This is a genomic window from Mucilaginibacter sp. UYNi724, from assembly GCF_054057495.1.
This window is the reverse complement of the sequence record NZ_JBSRZI010000004.1, coordinates 260887-286639: the sequence shown is the minus strand read 5'-3', so window position 1 is coordinate 286639 and position 25753 is coordinate 260887. Positions and strand designations below refer to the sequence as shown.

Genomic DNA, 25753 nt, shown 5'->3' with positions numbered 1-25753 from the left:
TGAGATTAGATAGAGGTTTGGTTGATGTTTTGTTGTTTGGCAGGTTTAGCCGTCATTTTGCGGATAGCTTTAACCGTTGATGTTGCATAGCTGCGAACAGTAAGGGTTAAAAACTCCATATCAATATCAGCACCTAAAAAGTTTTGTTTAAACCCTTCTTCCAACGCGCTGATGATGTACTGGCTTGCAGACATGCTGTTTTTGCTGCCTAAAGTTGAGGTAGATACGGTGTTTTGTGAAACAGCGGTATGGTCAGTATTTCTTTTGAAAAGATTGCTGATGCTTTGCTGAGGTAGGGTTAACGTTTTCATTGCTGTGATTAATAACACAACAAAGGTAAACCAAGTTGACGAATATCGTCAACCAAATTTACTATTTAACTTTGGCATGACAAAAGTCAGTAGTTGAGATAGTGGTATGACAAAAGCGCCCGTTTAGCTATAAACGGGGCGCTGCGCAAATAGTGTATTTTAAACACTTAGCTGGCCGTGATTTGTCGTAAAATGATAAATTATTAATTATTAAATTCTAAAGTTTAGTGAAACGTATGGGTACCAACCCTCGGTAGAATGGCCCGCTAAAACCTGTAAAATAGTTAAGCCGCCCGGCGAAAAATATAGGCCGCCGCCAACGCCATGGTGCCATTTGTCAGATCTGTCGTCATCGACCCAAACACGGCCTGTATCGTAAAAGCCGCTTAGGCCCAATTGACCCGGCACTATGTAGCTGGCTATATCAAATAGTTTTACCCTTGCCTGCAGATTATTATAAACCATGTGTTTGCCTGCGAAACGGTATTGCAGATAGCCCAGTAAATTGCCCTGCCCACCCAAAAACATTGACTGGTAAAAGGCAGGTTTACCCACGCTGATACCACCACCAATCCGGTCTGATAATACCACCGATGCATTGCCGGTAAGCTTTTGATAGAAAGTAAATTCCGGGCGGATCTGCAGGTAATCTGCCGAGTAATTGTTTAGGCCGGTATAACCTTGCAAACTAATGTTAATGTAATAACCACCCCTTGGCAAAATACCGCCAACACGCTGGTTGCTGTTAAAGTTTAATGACAGGCCAACGTGCGCCTTGTCTCTATCAACGGTAACACTATCATAAGAGCCAATTAGCGAGCTGTTACTAATTAACCTGCCCGCGTTATCTTCTAAATTTAAATGATAAAACTGGAACGAAGGGCCGGCACTTAGTGTGCTGTTTTTACCGGTATGCCACCGCAGTGCGGGGTCAACCTCGTAGATATCAAAACGGGCGCGGTAAAACCTGCGGTACTTTGGCTGTACCTTATCAAGCGTTGTTTCGTTACCTAATCCAAAAAAGTTGGCGGTATTATCCGGTGCTTGCGCGTTTATCCTTAAAACAAGGTCGGCTTTGCCAATGGCTTCTATCCATTCGCCTGTATAATTAATACGAAAGGCATCTGTAGCAAAGGCATGCGTCAACATAAAACTTTGCGAACTGGTGTATGGCAGCTTACGGAAGCCATTATTTTTGATGTATTTGAACCCCGCACCAATCAGTAAGCCATCATCGGCATTTAATGCACCGTTTATAAGTGGCATCCATAAATTGTATGGGTTTGTGCGCACAAAGCGGGTGTTGCTGGTATCGGCCGAGATATGTTTGCTCAGCCTGTTGTCCAAACCCTCAAACTTAGCCGTGTGGGTATCATAAACGCGTACCTTATTGGCCGATTGTACCACGTTATAAACCTTATTTCCGTCATTACCGCCTATAACCCGCAAACTTATAGGTGAGGTGGTGTTATCGATGGTGATTTTGTCGTCACCACCGGATGCATAAAGCCTGATTTCTTTAGTGTATTTTGGCTCGTAGGCAATGTCCATCAGTACGTCTTTTACTTCGCCATCTTTATTGATTTTGTTTACCTGGATGCGCAGGCTGCTATCCGGCATCCCCGTTATAACCACCTTTTCGTTCTTGTCGCTCAGGCGGATATCCAGGATGTGCGATATGTAACGGTAGTACTTATCCATAGTAATCGGGATAAGCGCGCGGCGGGCTTTCAATTTTGCCAGCAGTACTTCATGCCCCATTTTATAGGTATCGCCCGGCAGTAGCCGAAGGGCTTTTTCGAACACCTCATCTGTTTCGGCGGCAACAAACTCATCGGCTATTTTCATCCATTGCGCATGCGTCATTTGCGCATCAGGATAGGCGTTTATGAAACGGGTTTTATATATGCCAAACCTATAGTTGGGAATGTATGTAAAACCCCCTAAAACCGGGTTTACATAAGGCAAAGCGGCAATATCCGGCAGTAAACCTTCCTCAAGATGAAACACCTGGTCGCGGTCGCGGGGAACGCCAACGTAAGCCTTGCCTTTGTCTTTTTTAGTTTCGGCCCAGCGCCATTGGTCCTCATGGCGGTCCCAGTCGCCAATCAGCATATCCAGCATGCGGGCACGAAGAAAGCTTTCACCATCAAAACTGTTATCGTTATCCTTAACCAGGTTCTCCAGCATTTTTAGGGTGTTGTCAGATTTTCCAATCGGCTCGCGCTCTTCCAGCAGGCAAACCAGGTTGGCAAACACCTTATTGTATTCGCCAAGGGCAGGGTCGTCAACTACAACACCAATAACAGGGTTAGCATGCGGTACATTAACAGCATCTGCCAATGGCGGAACAACCAATGCCGAGAACGGGTGCTGGCCGCTCAGCGCATCGTCCAGCCAATCTACCGCGAAAGTCTGGCGCAGGCTTTCGGGAACTAACTTATCCGGTGTTTTCTCCACGCTGCGGATCACCCATTCCTTACCGCTTTTATCTTTAAGCCGAAGTGATTTTGATTGCATGCCGCCGCCTTCCTTTTCGGGGGTTAAACCACCATAAATTTCAGATATACGGATAATGGGAAGTTTTACGGCGGTAGCCCATTCGTTACGGTAATTTTTGCCAAAGAACCAGCGGTGGATGCCGCCTCCTTCGTTATATTTTGGGTGCACTTTTACAACTATGCTATCCCTGAAAACAGCCGTTGGCGGCGGTGCTTTTTGCGCGTTGCTATACGATAATGCGGCAGGCACTACTATAATTGTGATAAGTATTTTTCGTAGCATAGGGATAGGGTTTAGTATCTATAGTATCGGGGTCGTTTTAGGTTTTGGCTTGAACATCAAAATATTACCGGGTGTTATTTTGTCACCCTCGTTAGATATGTATAAGTTGCCATCGCTGTCAAATGCGATGCCCTCGGGTTGTAAGAACACCTTGCCGCTAATAGGGTAGGCCTGCAAAACGTTCCATTGCCCGTCAAGCACCACTATTAACTTATTTACCGATGACAGCACATACCATTGTTTCGTAACCGGGTTTTTAGCTAGTGCCGATGGATGGAACTTCATTTTGCCTTTGCCAACCTGCGCGGCAATTTTTTCTACATCGATAGTGAACTCGCCGGCGGCGTTAACTGTACCATCCGCGGCCATGTTGTAGACATAGCCGTTATCTTGTTTGTTGTGGTTGGTACCGGCACATTGCTTACACAATATATATAACTTACCATCGGCGGCGTGCAGGCCTTCGTATTCGCCGTCGGGTAAGATCTTTTTAAATTCTTTAACATTATTTATTTTGCCTGCCTTAACCTCTGCAAGCGGGAACGTGAAAAGTGAACCATCGCTCCGTAATATAACAGCAAAGTTATTTAGCACTGCCACATCTTCGTAATCGCCGGGTTTGCCAAAGGTGGCCTGGTTTACCTTGCTATCCCCGGGGCGGAACGAAAAGATCTTACCTTCTTCATCCTGCTCGGCATAAATGGTGCTTGTGTCTCCGTTGTTAAACGCGATGCCCGAGATCTCGAGCAGATCTGTCCCCATATTATATTTTACAGGATTATTGAAATCGTAAGGTGTGGGGGCGGCGCTACTGCTTGTAGCAACAGCAGGTGCTTCGGCTTTTTTCGATTTCTTTTTTTCCTGGCTGCAAGATGTTCCTATAATGCCTATAAGTAAAAGGGGAATTATGGCTGCTGCTTTCATACTATTTGTCGGGGGTTAAATATTGATAAATGGCCTGCTGCGACTGCAAGCGTTCGCCCGTTATTTGGGGCTTGTTTTGGTTTAGATGACTATCTATTTCAACCGCCTGTACATTATCGCTCAGTTGTAAATTAACCAGCGCTGTTAATTGCTGTTTGATATGATCGGCATAAATAGGGAAACAAACCTCTACGCGGTGGTAAATATTACGGTTCATCCAGTCTGCCGAGCCCATGAAAATTTCCGGGTTGCCGTTGTTATTAAAGATGAAGATACGGCCATGTTCCAGGTAGCGGTCAACAATACGTTTTATGCTGATGTTCTCGCTCATGTCTGTTATGCCCGGTATTAAACAGCAAATACCACGGATAATAAGCTGGATCTTAACCCCCGCCTGTGATGCTTCATAGAGCTTATCTATCATCACCCTTTCTTCCAGGTTGTTCATTTTAATGATTATGGAAGCGGGCTTGCCTTGTGTGGCCAGTTCTATCTCGCGGTCTATTAACTTTAAAAAACCTTTTTGAAGGTTAAAACCGGCGACCAGCAAATGCTGAAAGTTTATCTGGTTATCCTCTTTTGGTTTTTCGCGTTTAGCTAAAAATATAAATAGTAATTCCACCTCGCGTAAAAGATCGGGGTTGGTGGTAAGCAGGATATGGTCGGTATAAAATTTGGCGGTACCCTCGTTAAAGTTACCCGTAGCCATCAGGCCCGAGTAGGAGATGCGGTCGCCCTTGCGGGTTTTAACCAACGCTACTTTGGCGTGTACCTTTAAAGCGGTTACACTGTAAATAATTTCGGCACCGGCGTTCTTTAATTTTTTGGCCCACTTTAGGTTATTGGCCTCATCAAACCTGGCTTTTAATTCTACCACCACATTTACCTTTTTGCCGTTTTTTGCCGCGCTGATAAGCGCGTTCACAATTTTAGAATCGCTGGCTACGCGGTAAAGGGTAACGTTTATTTCTTCTACATCGGGGTTGTTAGCGGCCTCGTTAAAAAAGCGCAATATGGTATGATACGATTGATAAGGCGCGTTTACCAGCAGGTCCTGCTTTGCCATGGCGTTCACCAGCGGCTCATCGTTTGGCAGAGGCAGGCTTACAGCCGGCCATTTATCGTAAAGCAGGGCGGGGTTATTTACCGGCAAGTCGTAAAAATCTTTCAGGTTATGGTACCTGCCGCCCTGTACATTACTTGCGTTCTCTAAACCAAGATGTTGTACTATCAACTGCAAAATGCGCAACGGCATATTTGCAGGGTGCAAAAAACGCGTGGCAAGCCCATTGTCGCGTTTTTGCAGCTGTTTTTCTATCTGTTCAGATAAACCACCGGGGTATTCGTCCTTCAGGTCAAGCTCAGCATCGCGGGTTATCTTTATGCTATAGCAACCCTCCACAGTTTGGGTTTTAAAGAGCTTGTTAAGATTAAAGCGGATAATATCATCCAAAAAACAAATAAACTGCTCGCCATCGCAGTTGGTAGAGAAAAAACGCGGCAACTCATCCGACGGGATGTTAAGCAGCATCAACTTTTCGTCTTCACCATCGCGCAGCTGAATTACGAAATACAGTTTGTTGTTTTGCGGAAAAAACTCGGTATCCTCATTTAACGCAACCGGTTGTAAAAATGCCAAAACCTCCGACAGAAAATAATCTGCAACATCTTTCTCCAAACTTGGGGGCAACTCTTCGTTATAAAGGAGTTTTATTTTATTAGCTTTTAATGCGGGGATAAGCTGTGTGGTCAGGATCTGGCCAAAGTGCTTTTGCTGAGTGAGCACGGTGGCCATAGCTTGCTGTAGGATGGTTTCCTGCTCATTGGCATCAATAGTATTGTCTGCTTTTTGGCCGATGTTTTTCAAGGCCCTAAGCACAGGCATCCGCACGCGGTAAAACTCATCAAGGTTTGACGAGTAGATAGACAGGAACCTGATCCGCTCTACCAATGGCACGGCAGCAGAGCCGGCTTCATCCAGCACACGGCCGTTAAAGCTAAGCCAGCTTAGGTCCCTGTTAAAGTATTTTGGGTTTAGCATGCTTATTTATGGCCGTTGTTATATAAAACAGATGCAATGATAAATGCCACTACGGAAGCTATCAACCCAAACATAAATATGTTGTAAGCCACACGTAGCAAACGGTACTTTTTACCGAGCACCACACCCTGGAAATATACATCCTTAATTAAACTGCCATATAAAAAGTCTTTATCTTCCATCATTTTTACCATGCCGTATTTGTAATCTTCTAAAGGCATTTTATAAAAATTACCAAAGAAAAGCAGGTTTACTTTCTTCTCGTCAACATCGCTGCGTTGAAAAATACCTGTTGGGATAGACGGGCGGGTAGCCAGGATAGAGAACGTCATGGCCAGCAAACTGATAGATAACAGGATGAAGGTTGGAATAGCCAAATATTCATACTCGGTAAGTTTACGCAGTAATAAACTGATAACCGCCGATAGGATAATGGAGTTAACCGTTATCATGATGTGGGCTTTATTATCGGCCATGTCGCTCAAACGCTGATGGTTGCTGGAGCTGATCCTGAACATGGTTTCGATACCTTTCTCCGGGCGTTCTTCCTTTCTTTCTTTCTTCTTTTCCTCAGGTTCGGCAGGGGATGAGTGATCGGCTAATTGCGTGGTTTGTGTGAACTTTCCGGTTTCTTTTTCTTCTTTTTGGGCAAGTTTATCTTCGTCTGATGCTATTTTATCTTTTAATTTTTTGATGTTGGCGTCCTTACCATCGTTTAGCAAAACCTGCGCGTAATCGGTATGGTAGTGGTGGCCTTCTAAAAATTTGAGGCTTTTTATGCGCCAGTCTTTTTTACTCAAGTCGGGATTATGCAGGGCCCTAACTTCTTTCAAAAGGCGCTTGTCGTTTTTGGCAAAGTCATCGCTGCCTAAATGGAACAGGTCGGCATCGCAAATAATTTTATCTAAAAGTGTATTAGGCTGCTGCGGCATTTTAGTTGCCATTATACACCCTTTTACATCGGCAATATCGGCCCCGGGCACGTTTTGTTTTTGCAAAAAGTTTTCTGCAAGCACCGCGCTTTGTGCTTCATGGTGTTCCATATCAACCATGTAGCCCAGGTCATGGAACCACGCGGTAGCCTGTACAATAAAAAAGTCGCGGTCGTTAAGCTGGTAGTGGTTGCCAATTTGCATAGCGGCAGCTACCATGCCTTCGGTGTGGCCTTTATCGTGGTAGTATAATTTATCATCGCCGTGTGCCTTGTAATACGATAACGCGTATTCCCTGATCTGGTGCAGTAACTCGGGGTAGTTCATGATGTGCGTTTAGATGTAAAAAGCTGTTATGCCTAACACGTTTTTATTACCCGTGTCTGACCTTTTGCGCCGTAAATATTATTTACTTTGGTAAATATAAAGTTAAATTTTTAGCCGCGCATTCATGGGGTTCATCTGTAATAAATACTTCCTTCCTGTATTTGTTGTTATACAGCTTATTACAGCTTTGCCGGGGGCTTTTAAATCGGTAGCACAGAACCAAATTCAACAGTTTGATGACAGAATAATGCTCGATCTGCAAGATCACCGCTCGCCGCCCCAAACAGATGTGATGCTGTTCTTATCGCGCACCTATAAATATGGCGACGTTGGTGTGCCCGCTGTATTGTTGGTTGGTGGTATTGTAACTAACGACAAGCAAATGCGCCAAAACTCGCTTTATGTGGCCAGCAGTACGGCCATATCATACGGGGTGATGTTGTTATTAAAACACTTAGTAAAACGCCCGAGGCCTTTTGTGCAGAATATTAATATTGTGCCTGTTTACAGGGCAAGCAGCACCTCGTTCCCGTCCGGGCATGCGGCAAGTACATTCTCTACGGCCATGGCATTATCAAATGCGTATCCAAAATGGTATGTTATAGCCCCCGCGTTTTTGTGGGCAGGCTCGGTGAGTTATTCACGAATGTACCTTGGCGAACATTACCCTACCGATGTAGCCGCTGGTGCATCAATTGGTGTAGATACGGCGTTGTTGTTGCGGGGCATAAGGCGCTAAACGCCTGTGTAACGTTATATTAAGTCATAAACATTTTTTAATAAAATGTTCTGTTTAATATAATAGCTAAATTTGCTTTCGAATTTTTGACATGGCAGTTAATGCCATTTAATAATATATGACCCTTAAACCATTTGCAGATAGCCCGTTCCAGATCCGGATATCATTTCACATACTGATAGACCGGTTGAAAGAACAAGCCGCTTTAAATAACGGCATGCGGTCTGCACTTGCGCAGGAGTTACTTGATGAGGTAGCCCCATACCCCGAACTGATTTACGGCATGACTGAGGCTGCCCAAATTGAAGCACACGCCGGCCTTATTAAACGCCTTACTGCAGATATTTTCCCCGAGGCATTAACCAATAATGAGATCAAAGCCATTACCGTTCCTTTCCAGGATATGCTTTTTAACCAGACTGATCGCTTGCAAAAGATATTGGGAGAGGCAGGCGACGCGTTTGGTATTAACATTAGGGATTTTACAGAGCACCAGGTTTATGTAAGCAGCTGCTGTATTATCCTAAACGAATTTTACGGAACCAATTTCAATTTCGCCCGCCCATGGTTTTATGACATCCCCGATGCAAAAGGGGTGATGAAACATTACCGCATACTATACAATGCCGATTTTATGGACGTGGAGCCTGCACCGGGCGCACCCGTGCTTACGCCGCAAGATATTGAGTTGCTTCGTGATAACTACACCGACATTAGCCTTTGGAAAAAATACTTCCCTGCAGATAGCTGGGTTTTGAGGGGCTTTGCCATGATAAACCTGTTTGATGCAACGGTAGAGAATGCGGTATCATCGTTAAAAGGCACATTACTTGGCGCGGATTATAGCGCAGATCTGAGAACTAACATTATAGAAGTCTTCCGTTCCATATATAAGATAGCCGACCTGAAAGTTGGTTTTACGTCTTTTAATGATGCTGATAATACTTTCACCAAAGCCACATTCAACCCAAAACTAAGGAGCTTTTTACTGCCGGAAGATATGGAAGAGCAGTGCTTTGACGATATATGTGTGCGCTGGCTGGTGCAACTGGTAGAAGAGCGCACATACTTCGCGGTATCTGATATTGGCAAGTTTTTAAAGGAAGAACCGGAGAACATCATGGCGCAGCGCTTTGTTGACCAGGGAATACAAAGTATGATATTGGCCCCCGTGGTTAAGAACGGGCACCTACTGGGTATTATAGAACTGGTATCTTCCAATATTGGCGAACTGAACAGCATTAACGCTAATCAATTGGAGATAGTAATGCCTTACATTACCGATACCATTGATAAGCAATACACCAATATGCAAAACCAGGTGCAGGCGCTTATACAAGACGAATACACAACTATCCACCCAAGCGTTTACTGGAAGTTTAAAAAAGAAGCGGTAAAATTCATTAAAAATAAAACCCTTAAAAAGGAATACGCCTTAAAGGAAGTAAGTTTCCATGATGTGTACCCGCTTTATGGTCAAATAGATATTAAAGGATCATCTGATACCCGCAACCACAGTGTACAATTAGATCTGCAGGATCAGCTAACGGCGCTTATCCCTATTGTAGAGCACCTAAAGGGGCAGGTAAATGATGATAACCTGGAGCAAAACGTGCGTAACCTGCAAGAATTGGTTATGGATGTGCAAAATTCTCTCCGGGCCGATACCGAGCAGCATATCCAGAATTACCTGGAAACGCATATCAACCCATTATTAAAAGAAGCTTGTGACCTGCCGGTAAGGGATAAAGCCGCCATTGATAATTACTTCGAAAAAGCAGATAAGCAGGGCGATTTTCACCAAAATCGCCGCAAGTACGAAACCACCGTATCGCTTATAAACGAGAAGATGGCCCAATTGCTGGATAGGGCGCAACTACAGGCACAGGAAGCATACCCGCATTATTTTGAACGCTTTAAAACGGATGGTATAGAACACAACATGTACATAGGGGCGTCGATAGCCCCCGGTAAGGCATTTAATATGAGTAGCCTGTACAACCTGCGCTTATGGCAATTACAAGTGCTTTGCGAGATGGAACTTGAACATTATTTTATGAAAAGCAACCTGCCTTATCCGCTTGATGTTACTTCGCTAATATTGGTGTTCAGCCTGCCAATGTCTATCCGTTTCCGGATGGATGAAAAACGATTTGATGTAGATGGTACGTATAACGCCCGGTTCGAGATCGTTAAAAAAAGGATAGACAAGGCCTTTATAAAAGGCACTACCGACCGCCTTACAACGGTTGGCAAACTTACCATCGTGTACTCTAACCACGAGGAAGAGGTAGAATACCTTAATTATATCCGTTTCCTGCAAACCAAAAACATGCTGGATAGCGAAGTAGAACTACTTGAGGTGGAGGACCTGCAAGGCGTATTTGGCTTAAAGGCTATGCGGGTAAAAATTTTCTACAATACCAGCTTGCCGCTCCGCAAATTTTATACCTATACCGAACTGTTGCAGGAAGGCACCACGCTTGCCATGTAACTTAATTACCCACGTAAATTTAAAATGATACTTTTGCGTTGTGAAACTGTTTTGCATCCTATTTTCATTTGTTGTTTTTTTTCTATCGGTAAAGCCTTGCTGTACAGATAGCGATTGCGACGCGGGCGTTAAAACGGAGCAAGGTGCTGCAAGTAAAGCCAAAGATTGCGCGGGCTGCTCGCCATTCTTCTCTTGTGGTACCTGCGCGGGTTTCACCGTTGCCAAAACCGCAACCATTACCTTACCGGCAAATTCTGCTAAACTGATGCAAAGTTACCCGGCTTATCAGCAACCCAATGTTAAGGATGTGGTGCTTGCTATATGGCAGCCGCCAAAATTAGGTTAATACTAACCAAAGACCCTATATGGGTCGCCATTAAGTATTAATTCTAATTACAAAACATGAAAAAACTTCTTGTGCTTATTGCAGCACTGCTTTGTACTGTTACAGTATATTCCCAAAACACATTTAAAGCCGTTTTAAAAGATGCGGCAACAGATCTGCCGCTTATTGGTGCCACTTCAAAAATACAGGGTACAACCATTGCCGCTACTGCCGATACGGCGGGGATAGTCACCTTAATTAATATTCCCGCTGGAAAACAAATAATCAATTTCCGTTACGTTGGTTACGTTAGCAGAACCGATACGCTCAACTTCCCGTTTACCGGGGAACAACCAATGGTGATTTTGCTGCAAGCCGAAGAAAACGAACTAAATGAAGTGGTGGTATCTGCCACGCGCAGCAGTCGCACTATTGCCAATATCCCTACCAGGGTAGAGGTAATATCCGGTGAGGAACTGGACGAAAAAAGCAATATGAAACCCGGCGATATCCGAATGGTATTGGCCGAAAGTACAGGTATCCAAACCCAGCAAACATCGGCCACAAGCGGTAACTCCAGTATCCGCATCCAGGGGCTCGATGGTAAATACACGCAGATCATCCGCGATGGTTTTCCTTTGTACTCCGGTTTCTCGGGTGGCCTGGGTTTGCTGCAGGTTGCCCCGTTAGATCTGAAACAAGTAGAAGTGATAAAAGGTTCATCGTCTACCCTGTACGGCGGCGGCGCAATTGCCGGGCTGGTAAACCTGGTATCAAAAATACCAACTGAAGAACGGCAGTTAAACTTATTGTTGAACGGTACATCGGCTTTGGGGTTAGATGCCAGTATATTTTATGCTCAAAAGTTTAAAAAGACAGGCGCTTCTGTTTACGCGGCCTATAACCACGGTACAGCTTATGATCCATCGGATATCGATTTGACGGCCATCCCCAAATTTAACCGCTATACGCTAAACCCCAAGCTGTACTTTTACTTCAACGATAAAACTTCCCTAACCGCCGGCATCAACGCCACGTTAGAGAACCGTATAGGCGGCGATCTGCACTATATACAAGGCGACAACGACCCCGCGCATTTTTACTTCGAGGAAAATAAAACCGGCCGCTACAGCACCCAGGCCGAGTTGGTGCACAAACTAAACGGCACTCAAAAGCTCATACTCAAAAACAGCGTTAGCTTTTACGACCGTACCATAAACCTGCCGGGCTACCGCTTCTCGGGCGAGCAGTTGTCTACTTATTCCGAGGCTAATTACATCAGCAACACGGCCAGGGCCGATTGGGTGTTTGGGCTTAATTTCCTGACGGATAAATTTAATGAGGACACTAACAGCAGTTTCCCTTTGCGCAGTTATCGAAACAATACTATTGGCGGGTTCATCCAAAACACCTGGAATATTAGCAAAACTTTTACACTTGAAACCGGCATCCGCGGTGACTACCATAATCAATACGGTTTTATGTTTTTGCCTAAGCTCTCCGGGTTATGGAAGATCAGTCCGCACTTGTCTACCCGCCTTGGTGGTGGCCTTGGTTACAAAGGCCCTAATGTATTTACCGAAGATGCCGAGCGGATCCAGTTCCGCAATGTGCTGCCTTTAGATGTTGCCAATACCCGTGCCGAGCGGTCATACGGCGCCAATTACGACATCAACTATCGCACGGCAATTTTAGATGGTAAGGGTAGCTTCAGCATCAACCAATTGTTCTTTTATACCCGTATAGCGCATCCCATATTGCTTACCCAATTAGCCAATGGTAACCTGCAATACCAACAGCCCCCCGGCGACCTTAACACCAAAGGATTAGAAACGAACGTAAAGGTAACCTATGCCAACTTTAAGCTATTAATAGGTTACACTTATGCTGATGTTACCCAACTCATAGGTAACACCATAAGCAGCTACACGCTGGTATCAAAACACCGCTTAAACAATGTGCTGATGTTTGAGATAGAGGATACCTGGAAGATAGGGGCCGAGGCTTATTACTTTAGTCCGCAGAAACTAAACGATGGCGCTATGGGTAAAGCCTACTGGACAACCGGGCTTATGGCCGAGCGGATCTGGAAGCGATTTTCGGTATTCGTCAATTTCGAAAATTTGACCGATACCCGCCAAACAAAGTTCGATAGTATTTATACAGGCAGCATCAGCAACCCCGTGTTCAGGGATATTTACGCGCCGTTGGATGGGTTTGTAATTAACGGCGGGGTTAAATTGAAACTTTAAATTATCGTGCCGATTACTCGGAGATACAATACTAAGGGTGGGTTTAGGATGGTACATTTGTTCGGTAATTGTGCGCAACACGGCGGTAAAATTGGTGCAACAAGTGAATTGGGTAAAGGAACCACTTTCTGATTTACCTTAACATTTTAGGTTGTTTAAAACCTATAGCTATAATATTTGTTGGTGATAAGCTTTGGCGGTATTTTTGCGCCCGAGTGATTAGCCCCCTGATACAACTTTTATAAATTAACTTTACAAGATCCATCATCATATTTGAATGAGCACTTATCCAAGCCATTTTAGCAGCGATTTACTGCTTGAAGTATTGACCCAGGCAAAAACAGCTACTGCTATCCACAGCACCGATGAGATGATCATCGAAACCGCTAATGATGCGATGATAGCTCTTTGGGGTAAAGACCGCGCGGTAATAGGCAAACCCATTGAAGATGCCTTACCCGAATTAAAAGGCCAGCCATTTTTGGGCCTATTGCAAAGTGTACTTCACACAGGTAAAACCATATCAGGCAGCGACACCCGTGCCGACCTGGTGGTAAACGGAAAACTACAGCCCTTTTATTTTGATTTTGAATACAAGGCCATAACCGATAGCACGGGTAAGGCCATTTGTGTACTGCATACTGCTATTGATGTTACTGCCCGTTACCTGAGCCGCCAGCGCGAACTGGAACTGGAGTCAGATTTACAGGCAGCCAATGAAGAACTGGCATCGACCAACGAGGACCTCGCTGCAGCTAACGAAGAATTAGGCGCTTCAAACGAAGAGCTGGCATCTACCATAGAAGAACTTACCGTTACCAACGAGGAACTTGCCGAGTCGCAGGAGATAATGAATATCTTAAACAGCACGTTATTTGAAAACGAAGCGCGCCTGCGGTCAGTAATTACACAAGCACCGGTAGGTATCTGTATTATCCGCGCAGCCGACTTGTGGATACAGGATGTAAACGATGCCTATCTTGAACTGGTGGGAAAGCATAGGCATGAGATGGAAGGCCGAACCATTTGGGAAGCGGTGCCCGAAGCGGCAGAGGCTTATACGCCGGTAATGAACGATGTTATTAAGTCGGGCATAGCTTTTATTGCCAGCGAACATGAATTGTCGCTGATTCGCAATGGCTTGCCTGAGCAGGTGTTTGTAAATTTTGTTTACGAACCTTTGCGAAATGCCGAAGGCAAGGTTAGTGCCATTATGGTGATTGGGATTGAAGTTACCGAGCAGGTAACCGCCCGCCAAAAGATTGAGCATAGTAAAAACAGGCTAAACAGTATGGTTATGACCGCCCCGATAGGGATGACGGTTTTACGCGGCAGGGAAATGGTGATCGAAATTGCCAACGACCCTATGTACGAAATATGGGGACGAACCCCGCAACAAGCCCTCGGCAAAAAACTATTGGATGTGTTCCCCGAGATCATCAACCAGCCGTTCCCCAAAATGCTGGATAATGTATTCAATACCGGCGAAAGATTAGCCATCCCTGAAATAGATGTACAGTTGAAGACCGCACTGGGCGAGGTTAATTATGTAATTGATTTTGCATATGACCCGTTGTTTGATCAGGACGGGAACGTAGAGGCTATCTTAACAACAGTATTAAATATCACTGAGCAGGTAAATGCGCGAGATGAATTGCAAAAGGCCAGGGATACTTTAAAACAAGCGATAGATTCGGCCGAGATGGGTACATGGTCGGTAGATTTAACGACGGATAAGCTCTTCATGTCTAATCAGGCAAAAAAAATTAATGGCTTGTTGCCACAGGAGGAGGTGACATTTAAAGGTTCTTACAAACTTATTGACGTCGGCCACGCAGGTAGGGTGAACGACGTGATCCAAAACGCGATTAAGACCCAGCAGAGTTTCGATATAGAGTACCTGGTGAACCCTGCCGATGGTAGTAAACCAAGATGGATCCGGTCTACGGGGAAAGTTTACTATGATGATGGTAAGCCGAAAACAATGGCGGGCATACTTATTGACATCACCGAAAGCAAAGCGTACGACCAGCAAAAGGACGATTTTATTAGCATTGCCAGCCACGAACTAAAAACACCCGTTACCAGCCTTAAAGCGGCACTGCAGTTGATGGATAGGATAAAGGATGATCCTTCGGCTCAAATTATGACTAAGCTTATAGAGCAAAGCAATCGCAGCATGGATAAGATCAGCACCCTAATAGAGGACTTGCTTAATCTTAGTCGCATGAACGAGGGGCAACTTAAGCTGGAGAAAACAACGTTTACCATCGCCCACATGCTTACCCAATGTTGCAACCATGTACGCGCCGCGGGAAAGCATGACCTGATCATTCATGGCGACGAAAAGTTACAGATCCACGCGGATGAGCATCGTGTAGACCAGGTAATTGTAAACATGGTGAACAACGCGGTGAAGTACGCGCCAAATTCAAAAGACATCATCTTTAAGATAGAAAAAAAAGGAGGAATGGCTAAAATATCTGTTATAGATACAGGCCCGGGCATCCCCGAAACTAAACTGAAACATCTTTTCGAGCGTTATTATCGTACAGATGCTTCCGGCTACCAAAACTCGGGATTGGGCCTAGGCCTTTATATAAGTGCCGAAATTGTTAGGAAGCATGGCGGGGATATAGGTGTAGACAGCCAATTAGGCAAAGGAAGTACCTTTTGGTTTACCCTACCGTTAAAATAACACAAGTTGTAAGAAATGACCTTTCGTAAACCGAAGGGTTATTTTATAATGTGTACATTTATAGTCTAATTAAAAACTATTGAGTACGCCATCTTATCCCTTACCGGAGAACGAAAGCGAACGTTTGGCATCGTTGGCTTCGTATAATATTCTCGACACGTCACCAGAAGACGACTTTGAGTAGCTTACCATGCTTGCTTCAGAAATTTGCCAAACCCCAATCGCACTTATCAGCCTTATTGATGACAAGCGCCAGTGGTTTAAATCAAAGTACGGTTTTGAGGGTAGCGAAACACCAAAAGAATATGCCTTTTGCGCGCATACCATTGTCAGCAAAAATAAAGTAATGGTTATAACAGACACCCGTAAAGATGAGCGCTTTAGCAATAACCCTTTTGTAACCGGTGATGAAAAAGTGGTTTTTTATGCCGGCGTGCCGTTGCTTAACGAGGATGGCCATGCATTAGGTTCCCTTTGCGTTATAGATCGCGAACCAAAAGAACTTAGCGAAAAACAATTGAAAGCCCTGCAGGTGTTAGCCAAACAGGTGTTAAACCAAATGGAACTTCGCCGCAAAATAAGCAGTCTGCAAAAAAGCAACGAAGACCTGCTGGAAGCAAATATGTTCATCCAGAAATTTGCCTCAACTGCAGCGCACGATATTAAAAACCCACTAAGCAGTATTTTACTTACCTCGCAGGCACTGCAAATGCGCCTGCAAAATACGGGCGACCATAAAAGCCGCAGCCTTGCCGGGTTAACCATAAACGCATCTAAAAGATTGCTTACTCTGGTAGATAACATGCTGGACTATTCAAGCCAGCCATCAAGCTTATTATCAAACCAGGAAACGTTAAAACTGAACGTACTTTTAAGAAATGTAATAGAGTTGGTTGATGTACCTGCAAACATCACCATAAACGTGCCCCTTAACGAGCACGAACTTATTTGTTCTAACGTGGCGCTCGAGCAGATCTTTCTTAACCTACTAACCAATGCGGTTAGATATAACGATAAAGAAAAAGGTGTTATCAAAATATTGTTTAAAGAGGAGGGGGATACCTACCATTTTAAAGTTACCGATAACGGTATGGGTATTGCCGAGAAAGACCTCGACAAAATTTTCGAGAAAGCTGTTACTCTTAACGCGTTAGATCGCTTTAATAAAATGGGCAACGGCCTTGGTTTGCACACTGTTAAGCTATTGGTAGGAAAACTGGATGGGAAAATCCACGCCGAATCACGCATCGGCGAAGGCGCTGTATTTGTTTTTTCTATTAAAAAGAATGCCGTGGTTGATATTGATATGGGCGATTCTGTTAGTATTACAAACCGGCAATAACCTGGTCCAACAGTTTATTAAATTCCTGTGGCTTCTCAACCATCGGGAAGTGGCCCGTATCATGTATGATCAGTAATTTGTACGGAATCTTTTTTGCGACCAAACCTGTAGTATCAGTCGGCTGGTAATCGCTGTTGATAAGAAAGAGTTTCTTTTTCGCTTTTAAAAGCATCGCCGCATCATTAAAATTATCCCACTCCTGTGTGGCAATGGCAATGGTAGAATCGGTATGGGCAACATCGTTCAAGATCCTAACTTTAATAGCCTTGCTGGTGGTTTTATAGAACAGCCCCTGGTTAAACCAATCGAATGCTACAGCCTTAAAGTTTTTTTTCATGGCGGAAATCGCCTTCGCATATTCCTGTTTGTCCTTTACACTATCCGCGGATGCGATACCTACCGATTTAAAGTTATCAACCCCAACCAGCGCTATTACGTTCTCCGGCGCGTCGACGGCACCCTGCAAAACGATACTGCCTGCCATAGAGTGCCCAACCAATATCACATTTTTAAGGCCGAGCTGATTCATTACATTTTTGATATCCTGCCCGTAAGCGGCGGTGTTCCATTTGGTGCGGTTTTTACCCGATTTTCCGAAGCCCGGCAGATCAATGGTAACAACCCGATACCTTTTGCCGAAGTGCGCCACCTGGTCGGCCCAGTAGGTTTTATTGATAGCCCAGCCGTGCACAAATAGTAGGGTGGTGTCGCCGCGGCCTGTATCCGTATAATCTATCCTTACGCCGTTACTTATCAGGCTAACTTTTGAGGTAAGGTTGATTTTCTTATGTGGCGAATTACATGCAAAAACAAATGGGCATACAAATAGTAATAGTGACAGGCGTAAAATTTTCATAGTGTAGGTTTGTGTGATACAACGATAGCGCAAAAAAATCAAAATAGATAATATGCAGTTACCGTTTAACCTATTTTAACATTTCAATCCCACACAATGTACCACTTGCCTTCGTCATTTTTGGCGTAGCTAAGTCCGTCGCTCATCTGGTAAACGTCGCGCCCTTCGGTAGGGTTATAGTAGTTTTTACGTTCATAGATTCTTAACCCGCCGTTTTCGTGTCGCAGAAAAACCAGCAGGGCAGTCATAGATGGGCCTATCTCGTGCAGCCACTGGGCTTCGCCCTCTTTTACAAATGCCGAACTCATATGCTATTATTTTTTAGTGTTTTATAACACTTTCCGTGCCGAAAAACTGTTACTAATTATAATGGAGCAACTGAGTTTTTTTGACGGGGGAGGGCAGAGCCCCAACCTCCCTTTAGAATTAATGGATTATCGCCCAACCTTCTTTAGCCCCGCGGAAAGCGCCGACCTGCTGGAAAAGTTAAAGGCCTCTATCCAATGGAAACAGGAAACCATCCGGATGTATGGTAAGCTGCTTAACACGCCCCGGTTAACAGCCTGGTATGGTGATAATAGTAAAACCTACGCTTTTAGCGGCAAAAAGTACGACCCTTATCCTTGGACATCAGAATTGCTGTTCATTAAACAACGGGTTGACAAAGCCGCAGGTATAACATTTAACAGCGTTTTGCTGAACGATTATCGCAACGGCAATGATTCTGTTGCCTGGCATGCCGATGATGAACCTGAGCTGGGTATAAACCCTATAATAGCCTCCGTTAGTTTTGGCCAGATGCGCAGGTTTGATGTAAGGCACAAACAAGACCATAAGTTGAAGCACTCGGTAGAATTGGAGAACGGCTCGCTCCTGATCATGAAAGGCGACCTGCAGCACAACTGGGAACACCAGGTGCCTAAATCAATCAAAGCAATAAAGGAGCGGATAAATTTAACGTTTAGGGTAATAAGTTAACCGCATTTCGTTCTGTCGTCCCGAGCGATAACGCAGAATCTATCGTCGTCAAAAAAAGTTTCATTTTCGCCGCATGACAAAATTACCTATCATTAAAACCGTAAAAACCTGTCTTAACTATTAAGAAATGTACGATAATAAACTACTTATAATCAAATATTAATGGGATTTATATAAATAAAGAATTTGTCATAATAATTTTGTGTTTACCGTGGATGGCTTATTTAGAAGGGCCACATGGAAATTAAAATAAAGTGTTATTTTTGTGAAGAGAACATCATAAAAACCTTAATATGAAGAAATTGATCCTGTTAGCATTATGCCTTGGCTTTACCGCCATCACATTTGCACAAAGTGCCATTAAACTTGCCGATGCCGGTGTTAGTTATGGTAAAACAGTTACGGCCGACAACGCTGTAAGCACCGAAGCATTGAACACAACGCTTACCAGCGACAGCGTTTACAATGGTAAAATTACCGGCACTGTGGTTGAGGTTTGCAAGAAGAAAGGCTGCTTTATGAAATTACAGCAAGCTAACGGTACGCCAATTATGGTGCAGTTTACAGATTACGCCTACTTTATGCCGCAAAACATCGTGGGCAAAACGGTAGTGGTAGCGGGTAAGGCCAAAGTGAAAGAAACTTCGGTTGAGCGTTTAAAACACTACGCCGCAGATGCCGGTAAAACAAAAGAAGAGATAGCCATGATCAATACGCCGAAGAAAGACATCTCGATAATGGCAGATGGCGTTTTGGTGGTAAAATAGATAAATAGAATAACCGGATATTAAAGCCTGTAAGAAATTATAGGCTTTTTTTGTTTTATTGGCATTATGTGGGTTGATATTTACTTTCAGCCAACACCGGGATCATCAAATGGATATAAGCATGAGCAAAAAAGAAAGAGTATTAGATAGCATTTTGTCGCAGGGGATGTTGCCATTGTTTTTTTATGAGGATGCTGAAGTAAGCTTCGAGATCATCCGTGCTATGTACAATGCCGGCGTTAGGGTGTTTGAGTACACCAACAGGGGCAAAGAGGCCCTGAGCAACCTCTATAGAATCAAACAAAGGGTATCTAAAGATATGCCCGACCTGTACCTGGGTATCGGTACCATCAAAACAGGGTTAGAAGCAGAAGCTTTTATAGATGCCGGTGCCGATTTTATAGTGTCGCCGGTTGTTGATAACGAGGTTGCCTTGGTTGCCAATAACTACGACTTGCTCTATATCCCCGGTTGTATGACGCCAACCGAGATCCATGTGGCGCAGCAATACCACGCAAAACTCATCAAGATCTTCCCCGCTAATATCCTTGGCCCAGATTTTATATCATCCATCAGGGACCTGTTCCCCGGGCAATTGTTTATACCTACCGGCGGGGTAGAGATAGAGGCAGGCAATATTGCAGCGTGGTTTCGGGCCGGTGCGTGCGCGGTAGGTATGGGGAGTAAGTTGATAAGTGGTAACGTGCTTGATAAAAGGCTCTACAGCCAGTTATATAATGATACTCTTAAAGCGCTGGAGTTGGTTCAGCTGAGCAAATAAATAACTTACCTTTGCGCTATATGGAGCAACAATCAAAAGACCCGCTGCACGGCAAAACATTAGAGGCCATCTTGAAAGCTTTGGTAGCCCACCTGGGTTGGGCCGAAATGGGTTACCGTATCCGCATCAATTGTTTTTTGGATAACCCAAGCTTAAACTCCAGTTTGAAATTTCTGCGTAAAACCCCATGGGCACGTACCAAGGTAGAAGAGTTGTATATTGAATTTTATAAGGAGATAGAAAATAGTTAATTGCTTAATTTTTGTACTGTCCCATTTTTTATGACAAAGGTGTGGGACACTAATCCAAGATGTTGATATACAAATGATTGCGTTTTTATGAATTTTAACTTTACTTAAAGTATAAAGTAATATAAAAGCACTCAAATATTTATATTACAATAAGTTAAACAATTTTATGAGGTGTTGTATTTTTTAAAAAATGGTACACCGTGAGACACCTGATTTATAAGTATAATCTGCCATTGTTGGTGTTGCCACCAATAATTAATAATGCAAGGTTAATAAGCATGGCGAATAGTTGTTGGTGACAATCAACAACAGCTTTACTACACCGCCGCCACATCCCTCTCTGGGGCAGGGAATAGAAAAGCCTACCCGTGTTTCTTCTTCATGTTCATCTTGGCCTTGGTGCCCGAACTGTAATTATATGTTTTTGAATTTTCCGGTTTCTTCTCGTGGAAAGCTTCGCCGGGTACGTATTGGTTAGGATCTGGTTTGGTATGTTTTTTTGTTTTGGCCTGCTCTTTTTCCTCTTCCTTTTGCTTGCGGTCTTTCTCCACTACCAGTTCATCGGGCAGGTCCGCTTTTTGCATTTTTTGGCCGGTGGTCTGCTCAATTTTGCGCACCTGGTCAAGTTCCAGATCGGTAATAAAGGTTAAAGCTAAGGTTTCATCATTGGCATCAACACCATGGTTTTCAACGTGCTTTATGTAAACCTCTTTTTCGGCAGGCAGGTCCAGGTGAATAATGAACGGGATGCCCGTAACATCTATACCCGCTGTGCCTTCGTTGGCTACAATAAGCGCGCGCAGGCCGCTGTTAGCTTTAAACTCGTCTACATCGTTCACCTTGTTGTATTCAAACGATAGCGGGTTTATCATCGCTACAGTTTTACGTAACTTATTGTTAAGGCTTTTATAGATCGTCTCTGCAGTGAGGCGGGTATTGGCAAAAACTACGGTTTTGGTAAATAACTCCTCATCTTGTAAGAACAAGTTCAATAAGTTTATTTTAGTACCAAAGTTTGGTAAATGGTAAAGCATCTGCGGGTGAACAGGTAGCTGCTCGTCCGGCATCTCCTCAACCTCCACAATAGCTGGCTCCAACATAAAGGGTGCTATCATTTTCTCCAGTTTGGCGTGCATTACCTCGGTAAATACCAGTCGCTGCGCGCGGCCAATGCTGTTAGCCAGTTCTACAACAGGGAGTTGCAAGCCTTTTTTAACGATAAGCTGCGCATCATCCACCGCGAAGAAATCTACCTTGTTCAAGTTTAACCCAAGCTTCAGGTAAATAGCACGCGCCCTGTCGGGAGTAGCCACCACAATGTCAGCTCCTTCTGCGAGGTCGTCCATGTTTTGCTCGGTAGTTTGGCCGGGGTGCAGGCTTACAATACGGATGGTTTTATTACGGTTCAGCCTGTCAAACTGTTCCAATATCTCAAATACTTTTTCCTGGTCGGGCGCAAGCACAATCGCTTTGGGCGTACCATCGGCACTGTGTTTAAAACGGTTAAGGGTAGCCAAAACAAGCACGGTAGTTTTACCGCAGCCCTCGGGGCCAACAGCTACCACATCCTGCCCGCCAATAATGCGGTTAAGTGTTTTCAACTGCATTTCTTTAGGGTTGCTAAACCCTGCTTCAGTTACCGATTTTATTAGTTGCTTATTTAGCTTAAATTTATCTGCCCACGCCATTTCAAAAATATAAAGAGCGCAAAGATACCAAAACCATCCCGCTTTTAAGATAAAGGCTGTAATAACCAGTGCTGTTGCGTGCCTATCTTGTTTTAGTAGGCAGATATTTATTACTTTAGTTTACTAAACCTGCTGTGATTTATGAAAAAGCTTTTACTGTTGGCATTGGTGCTTTGCATCTTTACCTATGCACACGCACAACAAAAATTTAACGGCCTGGATGCCGGCATGGGCAATATTTACCGAACGTCTGACGCTGTAAGCCGCTCTATCAGCCCTGAAAACTTCAATGGCGAAAAAGGCAAAGGCGGCATGGCCACCACGGGGACCGGCGCGGGCGCCTCGCGAGACCTTGGCCAAACCTGGAAAGTAAGCCCAAGCGTCGTCATCAAAAAACATACTACCTACACCGTTGCCGAAATTAACGGCGAGGGTGCCATACAGCATATCTGGATGACGCCTACCGGCAATTGGAGCAACGCTATTATCCGCTTTTATTGGGATGATGAGGCAACACCCTCGGTAGAGAGCCCCGTTGGCGATTTCTTTTGTATGGGCTGGGGTAAATACGCGCCGGTAACTTCGCTGGCAGTGGTGGTAAACCCGGGCAGCGCGTTTAACTGCTACTGGCCAATGCCGTTCCGTAAAAAGTGCCGCATCACCATGGAGAATATTGATGACGAAGATATGGTGCTGTATTACCAGGTAGATTATACGCTTACCAAGGTGCCGGATGATGCCGCCTATTTCCACGCACAGTTTCGCCGGATAAACCCGCTGCCGTACAAAAAGGACTATGTATTGGTTGATAGCATACGGGGCAAGGGCCAGTATGTGGGCACTTACCTGGCCTATGGCTCTAATAAAAACGGCTGGTGGGGCGAGGGCGAGATAAAGTTTTTTATGGATGGCGATACCAAATTCCCAACTATTATTGGCACCGGGACTGAAGATTATTTTTGTGGATCGTATAATTTTGAAACCCGCAAAAAGAACGCGGATGGCAGCGAAACCCGTAACTATACCGAGTTTAGCGGCCCCTATACCGGCCTGCCGCAGGTGATACGCGGAGATGGCTTATACAATGTGGCCCAGCGCTTTGGCATGTATAGGTGGCATATTACCGACCCAATCCGTTTCGAGAAAAACCTGAAAGTGACCATACAGGCACTGGGCTGGAAAAGCGGGGGCAGGTATATGCCTTTGCAGGATGATATTGCATCGGTAGTGTTTTGGTACCAGCAGGGCCAGCACGGGCCGTTCCCCAAATTGCCCGCTAAAGATGAGCTGGAAGTAAATTAAAACATTTATATTCAGCCCACCAATCATCAAACAAAAATTTAACTGATACAATGTCAAAAGACAAAAGCTTAGCGGCCGTAGCGCTTATCACCTCCCTGTTTTTTATCTGGGGATTTGCCCTTAACCTTAACCCCATCCTGATCCCGCACTTAAAAAAAGCCTGCCAGTTGACAGATTTCCAATCATCATTGATAGATTCTGCATCATACATCGCTTACTTTTTGTTGCCTATCCCGGCAGCGCAGTTCATGAAAAAGTATGGGTATAAGGGTGGCATCATATTCGGCTTGCTGCTATTTTCGGTAGGGGCGATGTTATTTTACCCTGCCGCCGCGGTGCGTAACTACGCGTTCTTTTTAGGGGCATTGTTTGTTGTATTCTCGGGGATGGCGTTTTTAGAAACAGCCGCAAACCCGCTTATAACTTTAATTGGCGATCCAAAAAGCTCTACCATCCGCATTAACCTGGCACAAACATTTAACGGTATGGCGGCGGCATTTGCACCATACATCGGCGGTACGTTTATCCTATCGGGAACTGTTTTAACGGCTGCTCAGGAAGAGGCCATGCCACCGGCCAAACTCGAATCATACTTAAACCACGAGGCTTCATCGGTACAATTGCCGTTCGTTATCATCAGCATAGTGGTGTTACTGGTTGCAATTTTGGTATGGCGTACCACGTTCCCAACCATTAAAGAAGAGTCGGCTGACTTAAAAGAAATTGAAAACAAACCATTGTTTGGCAGGATAGCCGCGCTAATCAAAAATAAGCACTTAATGTCGGGCGTATTGGCCGAATTCTTTTACGTAGGCGGCCAAGCTTGTGTAACCAGCTTTTTTATCCGCTACAGCGAGCATGTTGGCGGTTTCGGCGAGCACCGCGCGGCAACGTTACTAAGTATTGCATTATTACTATTTATGTTAGGCAGGCTCTCGGGCACGGCTTTGATGCTTGTATTTAACCCGGTTAAGCTGTTGGTTACCTATGCCATTATCAACATCGGGCTTATCGCAGTTGCGGTTACCTTGCATGGCGCAGGTGTTGTTTATGTGCTGATGGCGGTGCTGTTCTTCATGTCAATCATGTTCCCAACCATATTCTCATTAACCATAAAAGACTTAGGCCCACAAACAAAGCTCGGGTCATCTTTAGTAATTATGGGGATAGTAGGTGGCGCGGTATTACCGCCAATAATGGGCCGCATCTCTGATGCATCAAACATTCAGGTTGCCTACGTCGTACCCGGCGTTTGTTTCGTCATGATCCTTTGGTTCGCCCTGCGAAATTTGAAGGTGAAGAAGGTGGAGATGGTGCAGGGGCATTAATATGAGTTGTTGCCGGCCCGAGCTGAAAATTAAAAACCACGTCATTGCGAGGTACGAAGCAATCTCTTCAGGACAATTATACAACAAGCATTAAATATGGTTATGCAACGAGGTGGTTGTGTGTACATCGTGACCAACAAACAACATGCTGTTTTCTACACAGGAGTTACTTCTGATTTAATTAGTCGTGTTTGGGATCATCAAAACAAAACTTATCCTAAAAGTTTTACTGCCAGGTATAATTGTGGTAAGTTGGTTTATTATTGTTTCTATTCGCACATAGAAGAGGCAATCGCTGCCGAGAAGTTAATCAAAGGAGGTAGCAGGCAAAGTAAGATCGGTCTGATAGTTTCTGTAATTCGGAATGGAGGGATTTGTATGATGGTTTGCTCAATGACAATTGGCTTACGGGAAATGTCCTAAAGAAATTACTTCGTACTTCGCGCGGGGAGACTTGCAGCGCAAGCTGAAAGCTTACTACGTGTTTTCACACAAGATACACTGCGCTAATCTTGCGCGAGGCGAGGGGCATGATGATTTGCTCAATGACAATTGGCTTACGGGAATGTCCTAAAGAGATTGCTTCGTACCTCGCAATGACGCCGGATTTAATGGCGCAATGACTGACCAGTA

Annotated in this window: 21 protein-coding genes; 13 read left to right on the top strand and 8 right to left on the bottom strand. The window is 44.5% G+C overall.

Going from position 1 to position 25753, the window contains the following annotated elements:
• Positions 1-5 precede the first annotated feature (5 nt).
• The 5 genes from ACVW0P_RS08740 to ACVW0P_RS08720 form a co-directional block, all read right to left on the bottom strand.
• Entirely contained in the window at positions 6-311 is a 306-nt protein-coding gene (locus ACVW0P_RS08740) for a hypothetical protein (RefSeq protein ID WP_457131727.1), read from the bottom strand.
• A gap of 210 nt (positions 312-521) precedes the next feature.
• A complete protein-coding gene (locus tag ACVW0P_RS08735) occupies positions 522-3095 on the bottom strand; it encodes a BamA/TamA family outer membrane protein (RefSeq protein ID WP_457131726.1) in 2574 nt (857 codons plus the stop codon).
• Positions 3096-3113: 18 nt separating this feature from the next.
• Positions 3114-4019 (bottom strand): SdiA-regulated domain-containing protein, encoded by a 906-nt coding sequence (locus ACVW0P_RS08730; RefSeq protein ID WP_457131725.1) that lies wholly within the window; start codon positions 4017-4019, stop codon positions 3114-3116.
• Position 4020: 1 nt separating this feature from the next.
• Positions 4021-6060 (bottom strand): polyphosphate kinase 1, encoded by a 2040-nt coding sequence (ppk1, locus tag ACVW0P_RS08725; RefSeq protein ID WP_457131724.1) that lies wholly within the window; start codon positions 6058-6060, stop codon positions 4021-4023.
• A 2-nt stretch (positions 6061-6062) separates the two neighbouring features.
• The gene (locus ACVW0P_RS08720; RefSeq protein WP_457131723.1) at positions 6063-7319 is read right to left on the bottom strand and encodes a Pycsar system effector family protein; all 1257 of its coding nucleotides are present in this window, start codon (positions 7317-7319) and stop codon (positions 6063-6065) included.
• A gap of 124 nt (positions 7320-7443) precedes the next feature.
• Between ACVW0P_RS08720 and ACVW0P_RS08715 the strand changes: the two genes are divergently transcribed.
• The 6 genes from ACVW0P_RS08715 to ACVW0P_RS08690 all read left to right on the top strand — a co-directional run bounded on the left by ACVW0P_RS08715 (position 7444) and on the right by ACVW0P_RS08690 (position 17169).
• The gene (locus tag ACVW0P_RS08715; RefSeq protein ID WP_457131722.1) at positions 7444-8058 is read left to right on the top strand and encodes a phosphatase PAP2 family protein; all 615 of its coding nucleotides are present in this window, start codon (positions 7444-7446) and stop codon (positions 8056-8058) included.
• A 118-nt stretch (positions 8059-8176) separates the two neighbouring features.
• On the top strand, positions 8177-10552 hold the full coding sequence (locus ACVW0P_RS08710; RefSeq protein WP_457131721.1) for a GAF domain-containing protein: 2376 nt from the start codon (positions 8177-8179) through the stop codon (positions 10550-10552).
• A 40-nt stretch (positions 10553-10592) separates the two neighbouring features.
• A complete protein-coding gene (locus tag ACVW0P_RS08705) occupies positions 10593-10898 on the top strand; it encodes a DUF6660 family protein (RefSeq protein WP_457131720.1) in 306 nt (101 codons plus the stop codon).
• 56 nt (positions 10899-10954) lie between these two features.
• Positions 10955-13129 (top strand): TonB-dependent receptor, encoded by a 2175-nt coding sequence (locus ACVW0P_RS08700; protein WP_457131719.1) that lies wholly within the window; start codon positions 10955-10957, stop codon positions 13127-13129.
• 277 nt (positions 13130-13406) lie between these two features.
• Positions 13407-15827 carry a PAS domain-containing protein gene (locus ACVW0P_RS08695; RefSeq protein ID WP_457131718.1) on the top strand — a complete coding sequence of 807 codons (2421 nt, stop codon included), beginning with the start codon at positions 13407-13409 and terminating at the stop codon, positions 15825-15827.
• Between the two features lie 190 nt (positions 15828-16017).
• A complete protein-coding gene (locus ACVW0P_RS08690) occupies positions 16018-17169 on the top strand; it encodes a GAF domain-containing sensor histidine kinase (RefSeq protein ID WP_457131717.1) in 1152 nt (383 codons plus the stop codon).
• Here the strand turns inward: ACVW0P_RS08690 and ACVW0P_RS08685 are convergent.
• Together ACVW0P_RS08685 and ACVW0P_RS08680 are read right to left on the bottom strand one after the other, a co-directional pair.
• Positions 17153-18025, bottom strand: a complete 873-nt coding sequence (locus ACVW0P_RS08685; RefSeq protein WP_457131716.1) for an alpha/beta fold hydrolase — start codon at positions 18023-18025, stop codon at positions 17153-17155. The two genes, ACVW0P_RS08690 and ACVW0P_RS08685, sit on opposite strands and share 17 nt — an antisense overlap.
• Before the next feature lie 83 nt (positions 18026-18108).
• Complete coding sequence (locus ACVW0P_RS08680; RefSeq protein WP_457131715.1) at positions 18109-18333, bottom strand: hypothetical protein; 225 nt, start codon at positions 18331-18333, stop codon at positions 18109-18111.
• 61 nt (positions 18334-18394) lie between these two features.
• Between ACVW0P_RS08680 and ACVW0P_RS08675 the strand changes: the two genes are divergently transcribed.
• The 4 genes from ACVW0P_RS08675 (at position 18395) to ACVW0P_RS08660 (ending at position 20802) form a co-directional block, all read left to right on the top strand.
• Positions 18395-19003: an alpha-ketoglutarate-dependent dioxygenase AlkB family protein gene (locus ACVW0P_RS08675; protein ID WP_457131714.1), complete on the top strand. Its 609-nt coding sequence runs from the start codon at positions 18395-18397 to the stop codon at positions 19001-19003.
• Between the two features lie 293 nt (positions 19004-19296).
• Positions 19297-19770 carry a DUF4920 domain-containing protein gene (locus ACVW0P_RS08670; RefSeq protein ID WP_457131713.1) on the top strand — a complete coding sequence of 158 codons (474 nt, stop codon included), beginning with the start codon at positions 19297-19299 and terminating at the stop codon, positions 19768-19770.
• A 121-nt stretch (positions 19771-19891) separates the two neighbouring features.
• A complete protein-coding gene (locus ACVW0P_RS08665) occupies positions 19892-20551 on the top strand; it encodes a bifunctional 4-hydroxy-2-oxoglutarate aldolase/2-dehydro-3-deoxy-phosphogluconate aldolase (RefSeq protein ID WP_457131712.1) in 660 nt (219 codons plus the stop codon).
• Positions 20552-20571: 20 nt separating this feature from the next.
• Complete coding sequence (locus ACVW0P_RS08660; protein WP_457131711.1) at positions 20572-20802, top strand: VF530 family protein; 231 nt, start codon at positions 20572-20574, stop codon at positions 20800-20802.
• A 362-nt stretch (positions 20803-21164) separates the two neighbouring features.
• On the opposite strand, the gene ACVW0P_RS08655 is transcribed toward ACVW0P_RS08660, so the two are convergent.
• Positions 21165-22490 (bottom strand): DEAD/DEAH box helicase, encoded by a 1326-nt coding sequence (locus tag ACVW0P_RS08655; RefSeq protein ID WP_457131710.1) that lies wholly within the window; start codon positions 22488-22490, stop codon positions 21165-21167.
• 141 nt (positions 22491-22631) lie between these two features.
• Here ACVW0P_RS08655 and ACVW0P_RS08650 point away from each other — a divergent pair, with 141 nt between their 5' ends.
• The 3 genes from ACVW0P_RS08650 to ACVW0P_RS08640 all read left to right on the top strand — a co-directional run bounded on the left by ACVW0P_RS08650 (position 22632) and on the right by ACVW0P_RS08640 (position 25543).
• Positions 22632-23792: a glycoside hydrolase family 172 protein gene (locus ACVW0P_RS08650; protein ID WP_457131709.1), complete on the top strand. Its 1161-nt coding sequence runs from the start codon at positions 22632-22634 to the stop codon at positions 23790-23792.
• Between the two features lie 50 nt (positions 23793-23842).
• Positions 23843-25120 (top strand): L-fucose:H+ symporter permease, encoded by a 1278-nt coding sequence (gene fucP, locus ACVW0P_RS08645; RefSeq protein WP_457131708.1) that lies wholly within the window; start codon positions 23843-23845, stop codon positions 25118-25120.
• Positions 25121-25216: 96 nt separating this feature from the next.
• Positions 25217-25543: a GIY-YIG nuclease family protein gene (locus ACVW0P_RS08640; RefSeq protein ID WP_457131707.1), complete on the top strand. Its 327-nt coding sequence runs from the start codon at positions 25217-25219 to the stop codon at positions 25541-25543.
• The last annotated feature ends 210 nt before the right edge of the window (positions 25544-25753 follow it).